Raw genomic sequence first — 16,887 nt, 5'->3', positions numbered from 1 at the left:
CCGCGCCGTTTCGCCACCCCCTGCCATGGAGAAGTCAATGACCCGGCGTACGCCCCTCAACGAGGCCCACCGCAAGCTGGGGGCCCGCATGGTCGACTTCGTCGGCTGGGACATGCCGGTCCAGTACAGCTCCGTCATCGCCGAGCACGAGGCCGTGCGCAACGCCGTCGGCCTGTTCGACGTCTCCCACATGGGGGAAATCGAGTTCACCGGCCCCGGCGCGCTGGAGACCGTGAACCGGCTCATCTCCAACGACCTTTCGCGCATCCAGGACGGCCAGGCCGTCTACGCGGGCCTGCTCAACGACCTGGGCGGTTTCGTGGACGACGTCGTCGCCTACCGCTTCAGCCCCGAGCGCATCCTCATCTGCGTCAACTCCAGCAACCGCGACAAGGACTTCGCCTGGATGAAGGCGCGCGCGGAGGGCGTCACCCCGGTGGACCGCGGGGACGACTACGCGCAGATCGCCATCCAGGGCCCCAAGGCCGTGGGGCTGGTGCAGCGGCTGACGAAGTCGGACCTGTCCCAGGTGGGCACCTACCGCTTCACCGAAGGGGAGGTGGCTGGCGTGAAGTCCATCATCTCCCGCACGGGCTACACCGGCGAGGACGGCTTCGAGCTGTACTGCGCCTCCGGCGACGCCGTGAAGCTCTGGGACGCGCTCCTGGAGGCCGGGCAGCAGGACGGCGTGAAGCCCTGCGGCCTGGGCGCGCGCGACTCGCTGCGCACGGAGATGAAGTACGCGCTGTACGGCAACGACATCGACGATGCGCACACCGCCCTGGAGGCGGACCTGGGGTGGATCGTCAAGCTGGACAAGGCGGGCGGCTTCATCGGCAAGGACGCGCTCGTCGCGCAGAAGGCCGCGGGCGTGTCCCGCAAGCTCGTGGGCTTCGAGCTCACCGACAAGGGCATCCCCCGCCACGGCTACCCCGTCCTCAAGAACGGCGAGCGCGTGGGCGAGGTGACGAGCGGCACCATGGGCCCCACGGTGAAGAAGTCCATCGGCATGGCCTACGTGCCGACGAACCTCGCCGCCGAGGGCTCCACCTTCGACGTGGACATCCGCGGCCGCGCCGTGCCCGCCGTCGTCGTGAAGACCCCCTTCCTCAAGAAGTCCTGATTTCCTTCCTTCCACACCTGTTGTGAGGAGCTGAGCCCCCATGGCCGACAACGTCCCGCAGGACCTGAAGTACACCCAGGAGCACGAGTGGGCCCGCGTCTCGGGCAAGATCGTGGTGGTGGGCATCACCCACCACGCCCAGCAGACGCTGGGTGACATCGTCTACGTGGAGCTGCCCAAGCTGGGCGCCGAGGTGAAGGCCGGCGACTCGTTCGGCACCGTCGAGTCCGTCAAGGCCGTGTCGGAGCTGTTCGCACCTGTCTCCGGCAAGGTGGTGAAGGTGAACGGGGACCTCGCGGAGTCGCCCGAGGACATCAACACCGAGCCGTACGGGGACGGGTGGCTGGTGGAGATCGAGGTCTCGGACGCCGGGCAGCTGAGCAACCTGCTGGACGCCGCCGCCTACGCGGAGCTCCTCAAGAACCAGTAGCCGTTCCGCGTGCGCAAGAAGTCGGGCGCCCCGGTTGTTAGAGACGCTCCATGGAGCGCCAAGCCCGCTTGGACGCCGAACTTCCTACCGCACCTCACGCGAGCCCTTCGACCATGTCCCTCAACTGGAAGTACCAGGAGTCCTTCGCCGGCCGGCACATCGGCCCGGAGACCCCTGAAGTGAAGCAGATGCTGTCCACGCTGGGCGTGGACTCGCTGGACGCCTTCGTCGAGTCCACCGTGCCGCCGGTCATCCGCTCCCCGGAGCCCCTGCGGCTGCCCGCGGGCAAGGGTGAGAACGAGGTGCTGGCGCAGCTGGAGGCCATCGCCGCGAAGAACCAGGTGTTCCGGTCCTTCATCGGCATGGGCTACAGCGACACCCACGTCCCCAACGTCATCCTGCGCAACATCTTCCAGAACCCGGGCTGGTACACCCAGTACACGCCCTACCAGGCGGAGATCGCCCAGGGCCGGTTGGAAGCGCTGCTCAACTTCCAGACGATGGTGACGGACCTCACGGGCATGGAGGTGGCCAACGCCTCCATGCTGGATGAAGGCACCGCCGCGGCGGAGGCCATGGCGCTCGCGATCCACGCCAAGGGCGACAGCGCCGCCTCCGCGTTCTTCGTCTCCGAGGCCTGCCACCCGCAGACGGTGGACGTGGTGCGCACGCGCGCCATCCCGCTGGGCGTGGAGGTCGTCGTGGGCGACCACCGCACGGTGGACCTGTCCCAGAAGAAGTTCTTCGGCGCGCTGGTGCAGTACCCGGCGACGGACGGCGTGGTGCACGACTACCGCGCGTTCGGTGAGAAGGTGCACGCGGAGGGCGGCCTGCTCGTCGTCGCGGCGGACCTGCTGGCCCTGACGCTGCTCACGGCGCCCGGCGAGTTCGGCGCGGACGTGGTGGTGGGCAGCGCGCAGCGCTTCGGCGTGCCGCTGGGCTACGGCGGCCCGCACGCCGCCTACTTCGCCACGAAGAACGCCTACACCCGCGTGATGCCGGGCCGCCTCATCGGCGTGTCCGAGGACTCCGGGGGCCGGCCCGCGCTGCGCATGGCGCTGCAGACGCGCGAGCAGCACATCCGCCGTGAGAAGGCCACGAGCAACATCTGCACCGCGCAGGTGCTCCTGGCCGTGATGGCCGGCATGTACGCCGTCTACCACGGGCCGGAGGGGCTCAAGGCCATCGCGGAGCGCGTGCACGGGCTCACGGTGGTGCTGTCGCGGGGCCTAGCGAAGCTGGGCTTCAAGCCGAAGCACGAGCAGTTCTTCGACACGCTGCGCGTGGAGCTGACGCCCGCGCAGGTGCGCGGCGTGCTGGCCGCCGCCGAGTCCGCGCGGATGAACTTCCGCCGCATCGACGAGAAGACGCTCGGCCTGGCGCTGGACGAGACGACGCGCGCCAAGGACGTGGAGGACATCCTCGCGGCCTTCATCCAGGGCGCGAACAAGTCCGCGTCCCCGGTGAACCTGGACGAGGTCGCGGAAGGGCTGGAGAGCCCGCTCGCCCCCGAGCTGCGCCGCACGAGCGCGTACCTCACGCACCCGGTCTTCAACCGCTACCACTCCGAGACGGAGATGCTGCGGTACGTGCGCCGGCTGGAGGCGAAGGACCTGTCCCTCACGCACTCCATGATTCCGCTGGGCAGCTGCACCATGAAGCTCAACGCCACCGCGGAGATGATCCCGGTGACGTGGCCCCAGTTCAGCAAGCTGCACCCGTTCGCGCCCACCTCGCAGGCGGCCGGCTACAAGGTCATCTTCGAGCAGCTGGAGCACGCGCTGTCGCAGGTGACGGGCTTCGCCGGGTGCTCGCTGCAGCCCAACGCGGGCAGCCAGGGTGAGTACGCGGGCCTGCTCGTCATCCGCGCCTACCACCAGGCGCGCGGGCAGGGGCACCGCGACGTGTGCCTCATCCCGTCCTCCGCGCACGGCACCAACCCGGCTTCCGCGGTGATGGCGGGCTACCGCGTCGTCGTCACCAGGTGCGACGAGAACGGCAACATCGACCTCAACGACCTGCGCGCCAAGGCGGACCAGCACAAGGACAACCTGGCCGCGCTGATGGTGACGTACCCCTCCACGCACGGCGTGTTCGAGGAGGAGATCCGCGAGATCTGCTCCACCATCCACGAGCGCGGCGGCCAGGTGTACATGGACGGCGCCAACCTCAACGCGCAGGTGGGCCTCACCGCGCCGGGCCTGGTGGGCGCGGACGTCTGCCACATCAACCTGCACAAGACGTTCTGCATCCCGCACGGCGGTGGCGGCCCGGGCATGGGCCCCATCTGCGTGGCGTCCCACCTGGTGAAGTTCCTCCCCGGACACCCGGTCATCCAGACGGGCGGGGCGGACGCCATCGGCGCCATCTCCGCGGCGCCGTGGGGCAGCGCGAGCATCCTGCTCATCTCCTGGATGTACATCCAGATGATGGGCGGCGAGGGCCTCACGCAGGCCACGAAGATGGCCATCCTCAACGCCAACTACGTCGCGGAGCGGCTCCAGCCGCACTACCCGGTGCTCTACCGGGGCAAGCGCGGCCGGGTGGCCCACGAGTGCATCGTGGACCTGCGCCCGCTGAAGAAGACCGCGGGCGTGGAGGTGGAGGACGTGGCCAAGCGCCTCATGGACTACGGCTTCCACGCGCCCACCGTGTCGTTCCCGGTGGCGGGCACGCTGATGATCGAGCCCACGGAGTCCGAGTCCAAGGCGGAGCTGGACCGCTTCTGCGACGCGATGATCGCCATCCGCCAGGAGATCCGCGACGTGGAGGAGGGCCGTGTGCCCAAGGACAACAACGTCCTGAAGAACGCGCCGCACACCGCGCGCACGCTCACCGCGCCGGAGTGGAACCGCCCGTACACCCGCGAGCAGGCCGTGTTCCCCACGCCGTGGGTCCGCGACAACAAGTTCTGGCCGTCCGTGGGGCGCCTGAACAACGTGCTCGGTGACCGCAAGCTGGTGTGCTCGTGCCCTCCCATCGAGGACTACGACACGCCCGCGCAGAAGGTCGCCTAGGCCGTCCTCGACAGCAGGCCGTCACCGGGGCCGTCTTCCAGGGTATCGGAAGGCGGCCCTCGTGTTTTCAGCGGGCCTTCGAGGGCTCCACGTGGACCACCACGTCCACCACCTGCGGATAGGCGCCGTGCAGCGTCTCCTCCACCTTGTCGGCCACTTCATGGGCCTGCGCGGTGGTGAGCTGCGGGTCGACCTCGATCTTCAGGTCCACGTAGACGCTCTCCTCCATGCCCCGGCTGCGCACGTCGCGGCAGGAGCGCACGCCCGCCACCGACAGCGTGTGCTGGGTCACGTGCGCCGGGTCCAGGCGCGCGGTGTCGGAGAGGATGCCCACCGCCTGCCGGACGATGCCGTAGGCCACCCGTGCCACGAAGACCATCACGGCCAGCGCCACCAGTCCGTCCGCGCGCGGGAAGCCCAGCGCCACCAGCCCAATGGAGACGAGCACCGCGATGGTCACGAACACGTCCGACAGCGTGTGCTGCGCGTCCGCGAGCAGGAGCGAGCTCTTGTACTTCTGCCCGTAATGCCGCTCCACGCGGGTGACGATGAGGTTGATGACGAGCGTGAAGACCATCACCGCCGCCATCGTCACCGACACCGTGGGGTGCTTGTCGTGCAGGAGCGAGTCGAATGCCATGCGCCCCAGCTCCAGCATGCCCACGCCAATCATCGCGCCAATGCCCAGCGACGCGAGCGCCTCGAACTTGCCGTGCCCGTAGGGGTGGTCCGCGTCCGCCGGCTGTGACGCGACGCCCATGGCGACCAGGCCCAGCACGTTGGAACTGCCGTCGATGAACGAGTGCAACCCGTCCGCCGTCACCGACGCGGAGTGGGCCATGAGGCCGAAGACGAGCTTGGCCGAGGCCACCACCCAGTTGGCCACGAGGATGGCCAACAGGACGAAGCGGACCTTCCGGTTGCGCTCCTGGAGCGCGGCGCCACGGTCGACGAGAGAGGCTTCCACGGCGGGGCAGGGTAGTGCCCCGAGCCGTCCACCGCGAGGCCTGCGTGGGTCCTACTGTCGGAACAGCCGCATCCGGGGGCCGCCGCCCATCTCCAGGAAGAAGCCGAACTGGAAGCGCACCGTCGCGTCCTGCCCCAGGAGGCCGGACGGCGGGTTGGGGAAGGGCTGCGCGCGCTTGAAGGACGCCACGGCCTCCATGTCCAGGAAGTCCAGGCCGCTGCTCTTCTCCACCTGGATGTCCTTCACCGCGCCGCGCTCGTCCAGGGTGATGGTCAGCAGCGTCTGCCGGTCGCGCCCGGAGTAGATGTTCCCCGTCGGGTCGCGCATGCGCAGCTGCTCGTTGGGGTTCCAGTGCATGCCCACGCTCTGCTTCACGCGGTTGAAGAAGCTGGCGTACTTCCACTCGCGCGTGTTGAGGAAGGTGCCGTCCCCCTCCTCCTGGTCCTGGAGCATGTCGTTGGGGGCCGCGCCCACGACCTTGTCCATGGCCGCCTGCGACGGCATCAGCGTGGCCAGGCCCGGGGAGCCCACGCGGCCCGTGGAGCCCTCCTGCTCGCTGTCCTCGCCCTCGCCGGGCTGGATGCGCAGGCGCTTCGCGTTGCCCTCGGTGGCGTCGCTCTCCGACTGGTTCTTCACCGCCATGCCCGGGCCGCGCTCGCGCGGGTCCGTCTTCATGGCGATCTCCTGCTTGCGGCGCGTCTCCGGCATCTCGAAGACGGGCTTCTTGCCGCCCTGGGACTGGGCCCGGTCATCCGCGCCCGTGCCGTTGTTGCCGGACACGCGCGGAGGCTGCACCTGGTCCTGCGCCGCGCCCTCCTGCTTCTGGGGCGCGGTCCGCTGGGGCATGGCGTTGCGGTAGAAGGCCGTCTGGTCGCGCGCGCGCGTCTCCTTCTGCACCGTGTTGTTGTGCTCGGCCAGGTACTTCGCGTCCGGAGACTGCTGATCATTCCCCGGCGCCACGTCCACCACCTGGCCCTGGGGCCTGGTCTCGTCCGGCTTCTTCTCTTCCTTCGGCTCGCGCTTCTCCGTGGGGCGGGGCTTCGTCTGCTGCGGAGTCGCCGTCCCCCGGTTCTTCGCCCACTGGTCCGACGTGAGCGGCCTCACCGCCACGGACGTGGGCCGGGCGGGGCGCTTCTCGTGAGGGAGGGTCGCCTGCACGGCCGACACCAGGAGCACGAAGCCCACGAAGGCGGCCTGGGCCAGGAGCGCCAGGATGCCCGCCACCAGGTAGCGCAAGGGCCCACGCTGCTTGCGCGCGCGCCGCTGACGCCAGTCTGTCGAGGAACCCGTGCCCACGGCCTGATGATAAACCTCCGGACCGCTTCTACAGTCCCGAACGTGCGGCCCGTAACACCCGGGACATCAAAGAGATTCACGAGACCGCTCGTGGGTGCGCGCGATTTGTTCCCTGGACCTCAGTAGATGGGGGCCACCTCCGCCCCATTGAAGTAGAAGCGCAGGATCTCCGGATAGGTCTGGCCCGCTTCCGCCCGGCCGATGGCGCCTGTCTGACACATGCCCACGCCGTGGCCCCAGCCGCCGCCCCGGAACAGCCATCCGGTGAGCCGGCCCTCGGCGTCCCGCTCGGCTTCCACGGTGGCCATGCTGCTGTTGAGCATCCCGAAGAGCCGCCGGATGTTCAGCTCCCCGCGCACCTGGGTGGCGCCCTTCGTGCCGGACACGGTGAGCAGCCGGGCGCGCCCGGACACCCCGCGCTCGGACAGGGCGAGCCCCTGGATGGCGCCCACGCCCAGCTTCTCCGTCAGCGCGTCCACCTGGCCTTGCGTGAAGCGCTTCTCCCACCGGAACTTCGTGGGCTGCGCGAAGCTGGACAGCCTGCACGCGGCGGGCACGTCCGATGTCGCCAGCCAGGCCTTGAGGTTGGATGGGCCGGGCACGTCCGGCGCGGGCTCCAGTAGGTCCGGCCGCCCGCGCAGGCTCGGGTCCGGCGGGCCGCCCCACACCACGTCGTTGTCCTCGGTGTGGCCGCCGCACACGGCGCTGTAGACGGAGTCCACCAGCCGGCCGTCCCGGCTGAAGAGGGCCTGGCCCCGGGTGGCCTCCACCGCGGCGGTGGTGCTGGCCGCCTCGCCGGTGCGGCCCCGGTACACCGCGCAGTGCTGCTCCGAACAGAGGAGGTACGGATCCGCCAGGTGCTTGATGCCCACCTTCGCGAGCACCTCGCCGCGCGCGGTGACGGCCTGGGCCTTGAGCGCCTCCGGGTGTGCGCGCGCGAAGATTTCGGACGGCACCAGCCCCTTGAGCAGGTCCTCCAGGCCCACCACGTTCACCACCGCGAGCTTGCCGCCGCGGTCCACCGCGAACTGGAGCGCGCCCCGGAAGCTGCGGTCCTCGAAGGCGTGGAAGTCGTAGCCCACGCCGTACTCCACCTGCCGCACGTCGAAGCCGCTGCCGTCCGGCGTCTCCGCGTCCAGCCGGTCCTGCGCCAGGCCCACCACGGCGTCGTTCTCGTCCTTCAGCTCCAGGATGGCGCGCGAAGGCTTGCGGACCTCCTCGAAGAGCGTGGTGCGCAGGCCGTAGCGGCGCAGCAGCTCCGTCTGCTGTTTCGCCGCGGCCTCGGGCGTCAGCGCCTCCTCCCCCAGCAGCAGGTAGCGCCGGTTGTCGATGACCTTCCCCGCGATGCCGTACACGGAGCCCAGCGTGTGCGTGCGCACCGCGAGCCCCCGCGCGCGCCACGTCTCCTGCGCCTCCGCGAGCCCCGCCTTGTCCGCGAAGCGGAACTCGCCCAGCTGCACCCGCGCGCTCCACTGGGCCGGCTCGCCCTGCGTCACCCGCACCGTCCAGCGCGAGCCCGCGGGCGCGTCCAGCACCTTGTCTCCGGGCCCGCCGAAGCGCAGCCGCATCCGCGCGCGCGGTGAGAACGTCACGACCTCACGCCCCTCCATCAGCTTGATGGGGAGGCGTGGCTCGCCGTTGCGGAAGTCCAGGCGCTTCAGGTCCTGCGGCCCGGGCAGGCCCGACGTGAGCGGATCCTCCAGGGCGCTCGGGGTGGGGGGCGTCACGCCCGCGTCAGGGGGCGTCGTGGGGACGGAGACCTCCGGCTCGCCCAGGCCCCGGGTGCCCGGGGCAGGTGAGGGCGCCGGCGTGGCGCAGGAGGCGAGCATCAGGGCGGTCAGGAGCAGGACGGCTTTGGACACGGCGGCGGCACCGTAGCCGCCATGGGGCCGAGCGTCACGGTTCTCCCTCCCGCTGCGGCGCGTCTCGCCCTGGATGACCGGCAGTGAATAGAACGCCCGGCACCGCGCGTTGCCCCTGCTCATGCGAATTCTTGGAGGCAACGGATTGAAGATGCGAAAGACCCTGGTGGCCTCCCTGGCCGCCTGCACCCTGGCGCTTGGGACGACTGCTTGTGGGGGCGGCGGTGGCTCTGGCGGAGGCACCGGCGGTTCGTCGAACGCCGGCACGGGGACCCAGACGCCCGCGACGAACGCGGGCACTTCGGGCAAGGTCGAGAAGACGCCCGCTACTCCGGGCAAGGCGCCGCCCATCGGCGTGCAGCCGGTGGAGAACACGCCCGCCGCGCAGATGCCGGAGCACGCGGACCACGCGCCCCTCGCGGAGCCCGGTCCGCAGCCCGCCGTCAGCGCCCAGGCGATGCAGGAGACCCCCGCCACCACGCCCGCCCATGACTGGGTGGTGTCGCCCAACGGCAACGACGGCGCCGAGGGCACGGAGGCCGCGCCGCTGAAGACCATCGCCATGGCGGTGAGCAAGGCCGGCCCTGGCGACCGCATCCGCGTGCTCGCGGGCACCTACGCCGAGCGCGTGGTGCTGGGCGACAACACGAAGGCCGGCACGCCCGAGGCGAAGATCACCCTCCAGGGCGAGGGCCGTCCCAAGCTCACCCCGGGCAGCGGCTCCGGCGCGGCGGTGCAGGTGCGCCGCGCGAACTGGATCATCGACGGGTTCGACATCGACGTGGAGGGACAGCCCATCTTCGGCGTCACCTTCGAGGGCGACGTGCAGGGCACGGTGCTCGCCAACTCGGATCTGCACAACGGCACCGGCGGCGCGGGCATCACCATGTTCAACAACGCCAAGGGCGCCACCATCGAGAACAACAACATCCACGACTTTGTGCGGACCACCGGCAACAAGGACTCGCACGGCGTCGTGATGCAGCCCGCGTCCTACGACGTGACGGTGCGCAACAACGACATCCACGACGTGTCCGGTGACTCCGTGCAGTGCCTGGGGCCGGAGGGCTTCAGCGACCTGCCGCCCGCCACGGGCCTGCTGGTGGAGAACAACCACTTCTTCAACAACCGGGAGAACGCCGTGGACATCAAGACGTGCCACGACGTCATCATCCGCAACAACCGGATGCACCAGTTCCGGCCGTCGGAGACGGCGAAGGGCGATGTGCTCGTCATCCACTACTCCGCCAACAACGTCCTGGTGGAGGACAACGAGGTGTATGACGGCGCCAAGGGCATCTCCGTGGGCGGCAACCACGAGGGCCCCGTGCCCCAGTCCGTCGTCCTGCGCCGCAACCGCGTGCACGACATCACCGACGCGGGCGGCGGCGAAGGCACCGGTATCCGCCTGGAGAACTCCAAGGGCACCGTGGTGGTGAACAACACCATCACCCGCGCCAAGGCCGGCATCATCCTGGGCCACGGCACGGGCGGCCCCACGGAGTCGCTGCGCGTGGAGAACAACCTCGTGGACGCGCCCGTCAGCGTGGACATGGGCGGCCAGGCCCCCGGCCTCCACATGAGCAACAACCTCTACTCGGCCGGCGCGCAGTTCAAGACCAACGGCCAGCTCCAGGCCCTGGACGCCTTCAAGGCCGCCACGCAGGACACCTCCTCCACCGGCGGTGACGTGACGGTGACGGACACCTTCGCCCCGTCCGTGGCCGCCCAGGACAAGGGCCTGGACCAGGGTCAGCCCTTCTGCGGCGCCGCCCCGGACATCGGCGCGGTGGAGCTGGGCTGCTAGGCCCCCTCCGGGAAGGCACCCCCGGAAAAGCAGAAGGCCCGATGCGGAAACTTCCGCATCGGGCCTTTTGCTTGTGAGGCGCCACCCGGATTCGAACCGGGGAATGAAGGTTTTGCAGACCTTTGCCTTACCACTTGGCTATGGCGCCGCAGCGATTGGGGCCGGGTTTATACGCAGCCCGATAGGAGCCGGTCAAGGAAGCAACACCATCCGGCCGCGCTTCTCGTCCCGGTACCATACGGCGCGGGGTGTCAGGCCCTGACAAGCGAGGGAGCACACGATGCTGCATGGTCACGGCGTCTACCTGGAGGAGCACGAGGCCTTCCGCCGCACCGTCCGGGCGGTGGTGGACAAGGAGCTGCGCCCGTTCGCGGCGGAGTGGGAGGCCCGGGAGGAGTTCCCCCGGGAGCTCTTCACCCGCTTCGGCGAGCTGGGCTTTTTGGGCCTGAAGTACCCGGAGGCCTACGGGGGCACGGCGGCCGGGGAGCTGTACGAGGCGGTGCTCCTGGAGGAGCTGGGCCGCTGTGGCTCCGGCGGAGTGGCCGCGGGGCTGGGCGGGCAGTTCACCATCGCCACCGGCCCGCTGCACCTGTTCGGCACGGAGGCCCAGAAGCAGCGCTGGCTGGCCCCCGCCATCCGGGGGGAGAAGATTGGCGCCCTGGGCATCACCGAACCGGATGCGGGCTCGGACGTGGCGGGGCTGCGCACCACCGCCCGCCGCGACGGCGACCACTACGTCGTCAACGGCTCCAAGACGTACATCACCAACGGCGTGCGGGCGGACTTCGTGGTGCTGGCGGTGAAGACCGACCCGTCGCGCGGCCACAAGGGCCTGTCCATGCTGGTGGTGGAGCGGGGCACGCCGGGCTTCAGCGTGGGGCGCAAGCTCCAGAAGGTGGGCTGGCGCGCGTCCGACACGGCGGAGCTCTTCTTCGAGGACTGCCGCGTGCCCGCGGAGAACCTGCTGGGCGTGGAGAACCAGGGCTTCTCGCAGATCATGGGCAACTTCCAGTGGGAGCGCCTGTCGCTCGCGCTGGGCGCGGTGGGCGCCATGGACGACATGCTGGAGACGGTGCTCGAGCACGTGAAGCAGCGCCGCGCCTTCAATCAGACGCTGGCCGGCTTCCAGGTGGTGCGCCACAAGCTGGCGGACCTGCACACCGCCCGTGAATGCGCGCGGCAGCTCACCTACCACGCGCTGCGCCTGCACGTGGCCGGCGAGTACGCCGTCGCGCAGACCTCCATGGCCAAGAAGGTCGCCACGGAGACGTGCTGCCGCGTGGCCGACGAGTGCCTCCAGCTCCACGGCGGCGCGGGCTACATGATGGAGTACGACATCCAGCGCCACTGGCGCGACGCGCGGCTGGGGCCCATTGGCGGTGGCACCAGTGAGGTGATGAACGAAATCATCGCCAAGCAGCTGGGGCTCTGAAGCCCGGGCGGGCTCCAGGGAGCAGGCGGGCGGACAGGCGGGAAGAGGGGAAAAAGCCCTCCGGTTCATGTTCGATGGAGCCAGTCGCCTGGGGAGGTCCCGGTGGAGCCCACCATCATTTGCGATGAGCTGTTCATGCGTCTGGGGGACGAGGATGTGCTCGTCCTGGATTGCCGCGACGCGATGGACTGGGAGCGGTTCGAGATCCACATCCCCGGCGCGCTGCGCATGACGGCCTCGGAGATTGCCCGGGACCTGGCGATGCTGCCGGACGACGAGCTCATCGTCCTGTGCGGCACCACCCAGGACTGCGCCGACATCCGCCGCGTCTGCCGCGTGTTGCGCCTGCGGGGGCGCAACGCCGTGTGCCTCGCCGGCGGGCTCCACGCCTGGGTGACGGGGGGCTACCCCACGGAACGGCACGCACGCGCCCCCTCCCACGCCCACCGGTGAGCGGCGGATGCAGCGCGTCGTGAAACGGTGTAAGGAGCGCCCTGCCGCCCCCACCGGAGAATCCCCACGATGGCCAAGCTTCGCGCCGTACTCATTGGCGCCACCGGACTCGCGGGTCAGCAGTTCATCGCTGCCCTGAAGGACCACCCGTTCATCGAGCTCACCGGGCTCGCCGCTTCGCCCCGCTCCGCCGGAAAAACGTACGCGGACGCCCTGCGCGCCTCCAACGGCATGCTGGCCTGGTTCGTCCCGGAGCCGCTGCCGGAGGCCATCGCCCGCATGACCGTGGTCAGCGGCGACGCCGTCCAGGCGAAGGACTACGACATCGCCTTCTCCGCCGTGGAGGCGGACGTCGCCCGCGAAATCGAGCCGCGCCTGGCCCGGGACATCCCGGTGTTCTCCGCCGCGAGCGCCTTCCGCTACGACGCGGACGTGCCCCTGCTCATCCCCCCTGTGAACGCCGCCCACGCCCCGCTCATCAACGAGCAGCGCCGGCAGCGCGGGTGGAAGGGCTTCATCGTCCCCATCCCCAACTGCACCACCACCGGCCTCGCCGTGACGCTGGCCCCCCTGGCCGAGCGCTTCGGCGTGAAGGCCGTGCTGATGACCAGCCTCCAGGCCATGTCCGGCGCCGGACGTTCGCCCGGCGTCATCGGCCTGGACATCCTCGACAACGTCGTGCCCTACATCCCCAAGGAGGAGCACAAGGTCGAGGTGGAGACGAAGAAGATCCTCGGGGCGCTCAACCCCGCGGGCGCGGCGCTCACCCCGCACGACGTGCGCGTCTCCTGCACCTGCACCCGCGTCGCCGTCCTGGAGGGCCACACCGAGTCCGTCTTCGTGTCGCTCGGGAAGAAGGCCACCGTGGCGGAGGTCGCCCAGGCGATGCGCGAGTGGCAGGGCGCCCAGGTGGCGAAGGACCTGCCGTCCGCTCCCCCCCGGTGGATCGAAGTGCTGGACGACCCGTTCCGCCCCCAGCCCCGCATGGACCGGGACACCCACGGCGGCATGGCCACCACGGTGGGGCGCATCCGCGAGGACGGTGTGCTGGAGAACGGCTTCAAGTACGTGCTCGTCTCCCACAACACGAAGATGGGGGCCGCAAAGGGCGCCATCCTCGTCGCCGAGCTCCTTCGGGCGCAGGGCTTGCTGGGCTGACCGGGGAAGCAGTCGGGGTCGGTCCCTAAATTCAGGGTGCCAACCCTGGCCGCAACCATCTACTGTGCGCGGCCACGGACGCGCGGAATTCCGCACAGAGGAGACATCCACATGGCCTACGTCGTCGCCGAGCCTTGCATCAAGTGCAAGTACACCGACTGTGTCGAGGTGTGCCCGGTCAACTGCTTCTACGAGGGTGCCAACTTCCTCGTGATCCACCCGGACGAGTGCATCGACTGCGGCGCTTGCGAGCCCGTCTGCCCGACCAAGGCGATCTTCCCCGAGACCGAGCTGCCCGGTGAGTGGTCGGAGTACAAGAAGCTCAACGCGGACTACTCCGGCAAGTGGCCCAACATCGCGGAGAAGAAGGCCGCGCTGCCCGAAGCCGAGGAGTACAAGGACAAGAAGGGCAAGCGCGCGGACCTGAGCACCGCGCCCGGGAAGTAACCGCGGGCCGAATCGCCCGAGCGCGCCCGTCGTGATGAAGGCCCTTGCGCCCCCTGGCGTGAGGGCCTTCGTCGTTCCGGGAGATTGGCGGGGAAAGGGCATCGTCGGATGCTCACCCCGCCTGGAGGACGCTGAGCCGCAGCCCCCGGGCCTCCAGCGCGTCGCGCAGCCGCGCCACGTCCTCGGTGGGTACGGGCCCGTGGCGGCCCTGGATGCGCAGCGCCACCTCCCGGGGCCCCGTGCGCTCCACCTCCACGGTCGCCTCCAGCGGGCCGCGCAGGCTGAGGCCCAGCGCCGGCCGCTGTGACTTCACGAAGACCTCGATCTTCTCGATGAGCGCCAGCGTGGACTCGACCTGCTCGACGGGAGTGCTGGCCGAAGCCGCACTCTCCGTGGATCCGCTCGCCGCGCGAGCCCCTTCGGGCGCGGTGAGGCGCGACGGCCCTTCCAGGGAACGGTCATCCCGCGTGGGCGAGGGGAGGGGCGCCGGCGCCGGACGGGGTTCCGCGCGGAAGGAGCGCTCCACCTCGCGGGCCAGCAGCTCCGTCGCACGGTGGGAGGCCTGCGTCCCGCCTTCCACGAGCGCCTCCTGGCGCACCGAGCCCAGCCGCTGCGCCTCCACGTGCATGCCGTGCCGGGCCTGATGGAGCGTCTCCGGGCTTCCCAGCGCGCTGCGCGTCGTCGAGAGGATGGCCCCCGCCGCACGGACGCCAGGAAGCGCGGGAGTGGCCCGCGTCGCTGGCCCGGGACCCTGTCCACCGGTACGGAGCAGGCCGGGCTTCGGAAGGGGCCCGGGAGCCCCGGGTTCACGGCGGGCTCCGGGACGGGATGGGGCCTCGGGCCGTCCGGAGGTCCGCTGGAGGACCTGTTTGAACGCGTCCTTCTCTGGAGGGGCCTTCTCGTTTCCGGAAGGGGCGTCCTGACCTTCGACCTTCATGTCATGCCTCGCGCGCAAGGGATGCGCGGGCATGAGCAGCGGCTGTGCCAGTCAGGCGGGGCGCGCTCCCGGGAGGAGGGCGCGCGAAGGAGGCGGCACGGCGGGGTGCCGCCTCCGGGATGGGCGTGCGGAACGCGGGACGGCGCGCTTCAGCGCTTGCTGCCGAAGCCGCCCGGCTGCAGGGGCGCGGTGCCCGTCAGGTCGTTGAACGCGAGCGGGCAGGCCGCCACGGCGTTCGGATCCGCGAGCGCGGGGTTCTGGGCCCAGTCGCGATCCTGGAAGAGGTACGCGTCACGCACCTCCAGCTCCTTGAGCTGCTTGCGGTACTCCCAGAAGCGGCCGCGCAGGAGCACGCGAGCGCCCTTCGGCAGCTGCGTCAGCGGTGTGTACTGGTCGTCCTTCAGCCGCGCCGTGATGGTGATGGCGGGCCGCACCTTGGGCTTGCCGTAGGTGAGCCCCGACAGCAGGCCGTCATTGCCCGGATCCGGCAGGTAGAACATGAGCCGGGCCACCAGCGCGGGAGGCTCCGGCGGAGGGCCCTTCTTGCTCTTCTTCTTGGGCTTCTCCAGCTTCGCGTCGATGAACTCCAGCCCCGCGAAGGCCACCTCCTTGTCGAGGTAGTCGTCGCGGAACTTCGCGTCCGCCACGCTGGCCGCGGTGGTGTTGGCCTTGAGGACCTCCACGTCGTAGCGCTCCAGCATCGCGGGCAGCGTGAAGAAGAAGCTGTCCACGGGCTTCACGCCATCCGCGATGAAGCGCAGCTTGCTCAAATCCAGCGGCGGGTAGTACGGCGCGAGCGCCACCGCCGTCTGCATCCACTCCGGCGGCAGCCGCTTGTCGATGAGCACCCGGCGCATCATCGACACCAGGTACATGTTGGCCGGGAAGCGCGGCGTGGACAGCTGCGTGCCTAGCGCCTGGATCAACACGGGGTCCAGGTAGAAGTTCTCGTCGCGCTTGTGCAGGTACGGCGCGGACTCGCCCACGATGGTGAGCAGCGCGCCCACGAGCTGCGCGCAGTTCGCGTCGCTCGTCCCCTGGACCAGGGCCTGATTGACGCGGGAGCGGAGGAACCGCTTGTCCATGTCCGCTTCGCGGAACACGGGCGGCTCTCCCGTTCCAAAAAAGAACTCCTTCTGGGCGAGCGCGGGCGTCGACAGCAGGCCCACGGACAGGGCGAAGAGGGCACGGGTACGCATCGGCCTGAACCCTACCATGCCCTCCCCGGGGTGATCCTCCTCCCGTCTGTCCGCCCATGCGCGGAGTGCAACCCGCGTGGGCCCGACGTGAGAGGGCAATCGCAACCAGCTGACCCGATGCGGCGGGGCTTTCGCGACAAGCCCTTTCGCGGTCAGGGGGCAGGGGACGGACCGACCGCGCGGGGGGGATGTCGGGTCGGCGGGCGGTGGTTTTTTCCGCCTGTTGGCGGCGCGGGCTTTTGTGTACCTTGCCCTCAGCCATGCCGACGCCTCCCGAGACTTCCCCGGCACCCGTCACCGTCGCCCACATCAAGGACGAGGCGGAGCTCATGCAGGCCCTCGCCATTCGCGAGGTGGTGTTCATCGAGGAGCAGCACGTGCCCGAGGGCATCGAGCGCGACGCCGAGGACGCCCACGCCTACCACGTCATCGCCTACCAGGCCGGCCACGCCATCGGCACCGGCCGCCTGGTGAAGCTGCCGGAGCCCCCCGCGGGGCAGACCGGGACGTGGGGCCAGATTGGCCGCATGGCGGTACTTCAGGCGCACCGCAAGGCCCGCGTGGGCTCGCTGCTCCTCACGTCGCTGGAGGAGGAGGCGCGCCGCCGCAACGTGAACGGCATCATGCTGCACGCGCAGCTCTACGCGCTCGACTTCTACAAGAAGCACGGCTACCAGCCCGTCGGCGCCGTCTTCGACGAGGCCGGCATCGACCACCTGGAGATGCACAAGCGGCTGTAGTCCCGCGCCGCTTCTTCCG

Annotated in this window: 14 protein-coding genes and 1 tRNA gene; 9 read left to right on the top strand and 6 right to left on the bottom strand. The window is 70.0% G+C overall.

The window, feature by feature from the left end:
* Positions 1-37 precede the first annotated feature (37 nt).
* The 3 genes from gcvT to gcvP all read left to right on the top strand — a co-directional run bounded on the left by gcvT (position 38) and on the right by gcvP (position 4,570).
* Positions 38-1,123 carry a glycine cleavage system aminomethyltransferase GcvT gene (gcvT, locus tag ACX114_RS25025; protein ID WP_459288479.1) on the top strand — a complete coding sequence of 362 codons (1,086 nt, stop codon included), beginning with the start codon at positions 38-40 and terminating at the stop codon, positions 1,121-1,123.
* A 40-nt stretch (positions 1,124-1,163) separates the two neighbouring features.
* Positions 1,164-1,553: a glycine cleavage system protein GcvH gene (gene gcvH / locus ACX114_RS25020; RefSeq protein WP_459288477.1), complete on the top strand. Its 390-nt coding sequence runs from the start codon at positions 1,164-1,166 to the stop codon at positions 1,551-1,553.
* A 113-nt stretch (positions 1,554-1,666) separates the two neighbouring features.
* Positions 1,667-4,570 (top strand): aminomethyl-transferring glycine dehydrogenase, encoded by a 2,904-nt coding sequence (gene gcvP, locus ACX114_RS25015; protein ID WP_459288475.1) that lies wholly within the window; start codon positions 1,667-1,669, stop codon positions 4,568-4,570.
* Positions 4,571-4,637: 67 nt separating this feature from the next.
* On the opposite strand, the gene ACX114_RS25010 is transcribed toward gcvP, so the two are convergent.
* The 3 genes from ACX114_RS25010 to ACX114_RS25000 form a co-directional block, all read right to left on the bottom strand.
* Positions 4,638-5,537, bottom strand: a complete 900-nt coding sequence (locus ACX114_RS25010) for a cation diffusion facilitator family transporter (protein ID WP_459288473.1) — start codon at positions 5,535-5,537, stop codon at positions 4,638-4,640.
* 51 nt (positions 5,538-5,588) lie between these two features.
* Positions 5,589-6,833 carry an energy transducer TonB family protein gene (locus tag ACX114_RS25005; RefSeq protein WP_459288471.1) on the bottom strand — a complete coding sequence of 415 codons (1,245 nt, stop codon included), beginning with the start codon at positions 6,831-6,833 and terminating at the stop codon, positions 5,589-5,591.
* A gap of 119 nt (positions 6,834-6,952) precedes the next feature.
* Entirely contained in the window at positions 6,953-8,818 is a 1,866-nt protein-coding gene (locus ACX114_RS25000) for a SpoIID/LytB domain-containing protein (RefSeq protein ID WP_459288469.1), read from the bottom strand.
* A 28-nt stretch (positions 8,819-8,846) separates the two neighbouring features.
* Between ACX114_RS25000 and ACX114_RS24995 the strand changes: the two genes are divergently transcribed.
* The gene (locus ACX114_RS24995) at positions 8,847-10,502 is read left to right on the top strand and encodes a right-handed parallel beta-helix repeat-containing protein (RefSeq protein WP_459288467.1); all 1,656 of its coding nucleotides are present in this window, start codon (positions 8,847-8,849) and stop codon (positions 10,500-10,502) included.
* A 76-nt stretch (positions 10,503-10,578) separates the two neighbouring features.
* Here the strand turns inward: ACX114_RS24995 and ACX114_RS24990 are convergent.
* Positions 10,579-10,650 (bottom strand) — tRNA-Cys (locus ACX114_RS24990).
* 132 nt (positions 10,651-10,782) lie between these two features.
* Here ACX114_RS24990 and ACX114_RS24985 point away from each other — a divergent pair.
* The 4 genes from ACX114_RS24985 (at position 10,783) to fdxA (ending at position 13,992) form a co-directional block, all read left to right on the top strand.
* Positions 10,783-11,934: an acyl-CoA dehydrogenase family protein gene (locus tag ACX114_RS24985; RefSeq protein ID WP_459288465.1), complete on the top strand. Its 1,152-nt coding sequence runs from the start codon at positions 10,783-10,785 to the stop codon at positions 11,932-11,934.
* Between the two features lie 102 nt (positions 11,935-12,036).
* Complete coding sequence (locus ACX114_RS24980) at positions 12,037-12,387, top strand: rhodanese-like domain-containing protein (protein ID WP_459288463.1); 351 nt, start codon at positions 12,037-12,039, stop codon at positions 12,385-12,387.
* A gap of 69 nt (positions 12,388-12,456) precedes the next feature.
* Positions 12,457-13,545 carry an aspartate-semialdehyde dehydrogenase gene (gene asd, locus ACX114_RS24975; RefSeq protein ID WP_459288461.1) on the top strand — a complete coding sequence of 363 codons (1,089 nt, stop codon included), beginning with the start codon at positions 12,457-12,459 and terminating at the stop codon, positions 13,543-13,545.
* Between the two features lie 111 nt (positions 13,546-13,656).
* Positions 13,657-13,992 (top strand): ferredoxin FdxA, encoded by a 336-nt coding sequence (gene fdxA / locus ACX114_RS24970; RefSeq protein WP_459288460.1) that lies wholly within the window; start codon positions 13,657-13,659, stop codon positions 13,990-13,992.
* 112 nt (positions 13,993-14,104) lie between these two features.
* Here fdxA and ACX114_RS24965 read toward each other — a convergent pair whose 3' ends face one another.
* Both ACX114_RS24965 and ACX114_RS24960 read right to left on the bottom strand, forming a co-directional pair.
* Entirely contained in the window at positions 14,105-14,929 is an 825-nt protein-coding gene (locus ACX114_RS24965; protein WP_459288458.1) for a hypothetical protein, read from the bottom strand.
* Positions 14,930-15,078: 149 nt separating this feature from the next.
* Positions 15,079-16,128: a hypothetical protein gene (locus ACX114_RS24960; protein ID WP_459288456.1), complete on the bottom strand. Its 1,050-nt coding sequence runs from the start codon at positions 16,126-16,128 to the stop codon at positions 15,079-15,081.
* Positions 16,129-16,388: 260 nt separating this feature from the next.
* Between ACX114_RS24960 and ACX114_RS24955 the strand changes: the two genes are divergently transcribed.
* A complete protein-coding gene (locus ACX114_RS24955) occupies positions 16,389-16,868 on the top strand; it encodes a GNAT family N-acetyltransferase (protein ID WP_459288454.1) in 480 nt (159 codons plus the stop codon).
* Positions 16,869-16,887: the final 19 nt, after the last annotated feature.

The organism is Corallococcus sp. M7, from assembly GCF_054512695.1.
The sequence above is the reverse complement of the archived record's forward strand: the minus strand, read 5'-3'. Positions and strand labels throughout refer to the sequence as shown.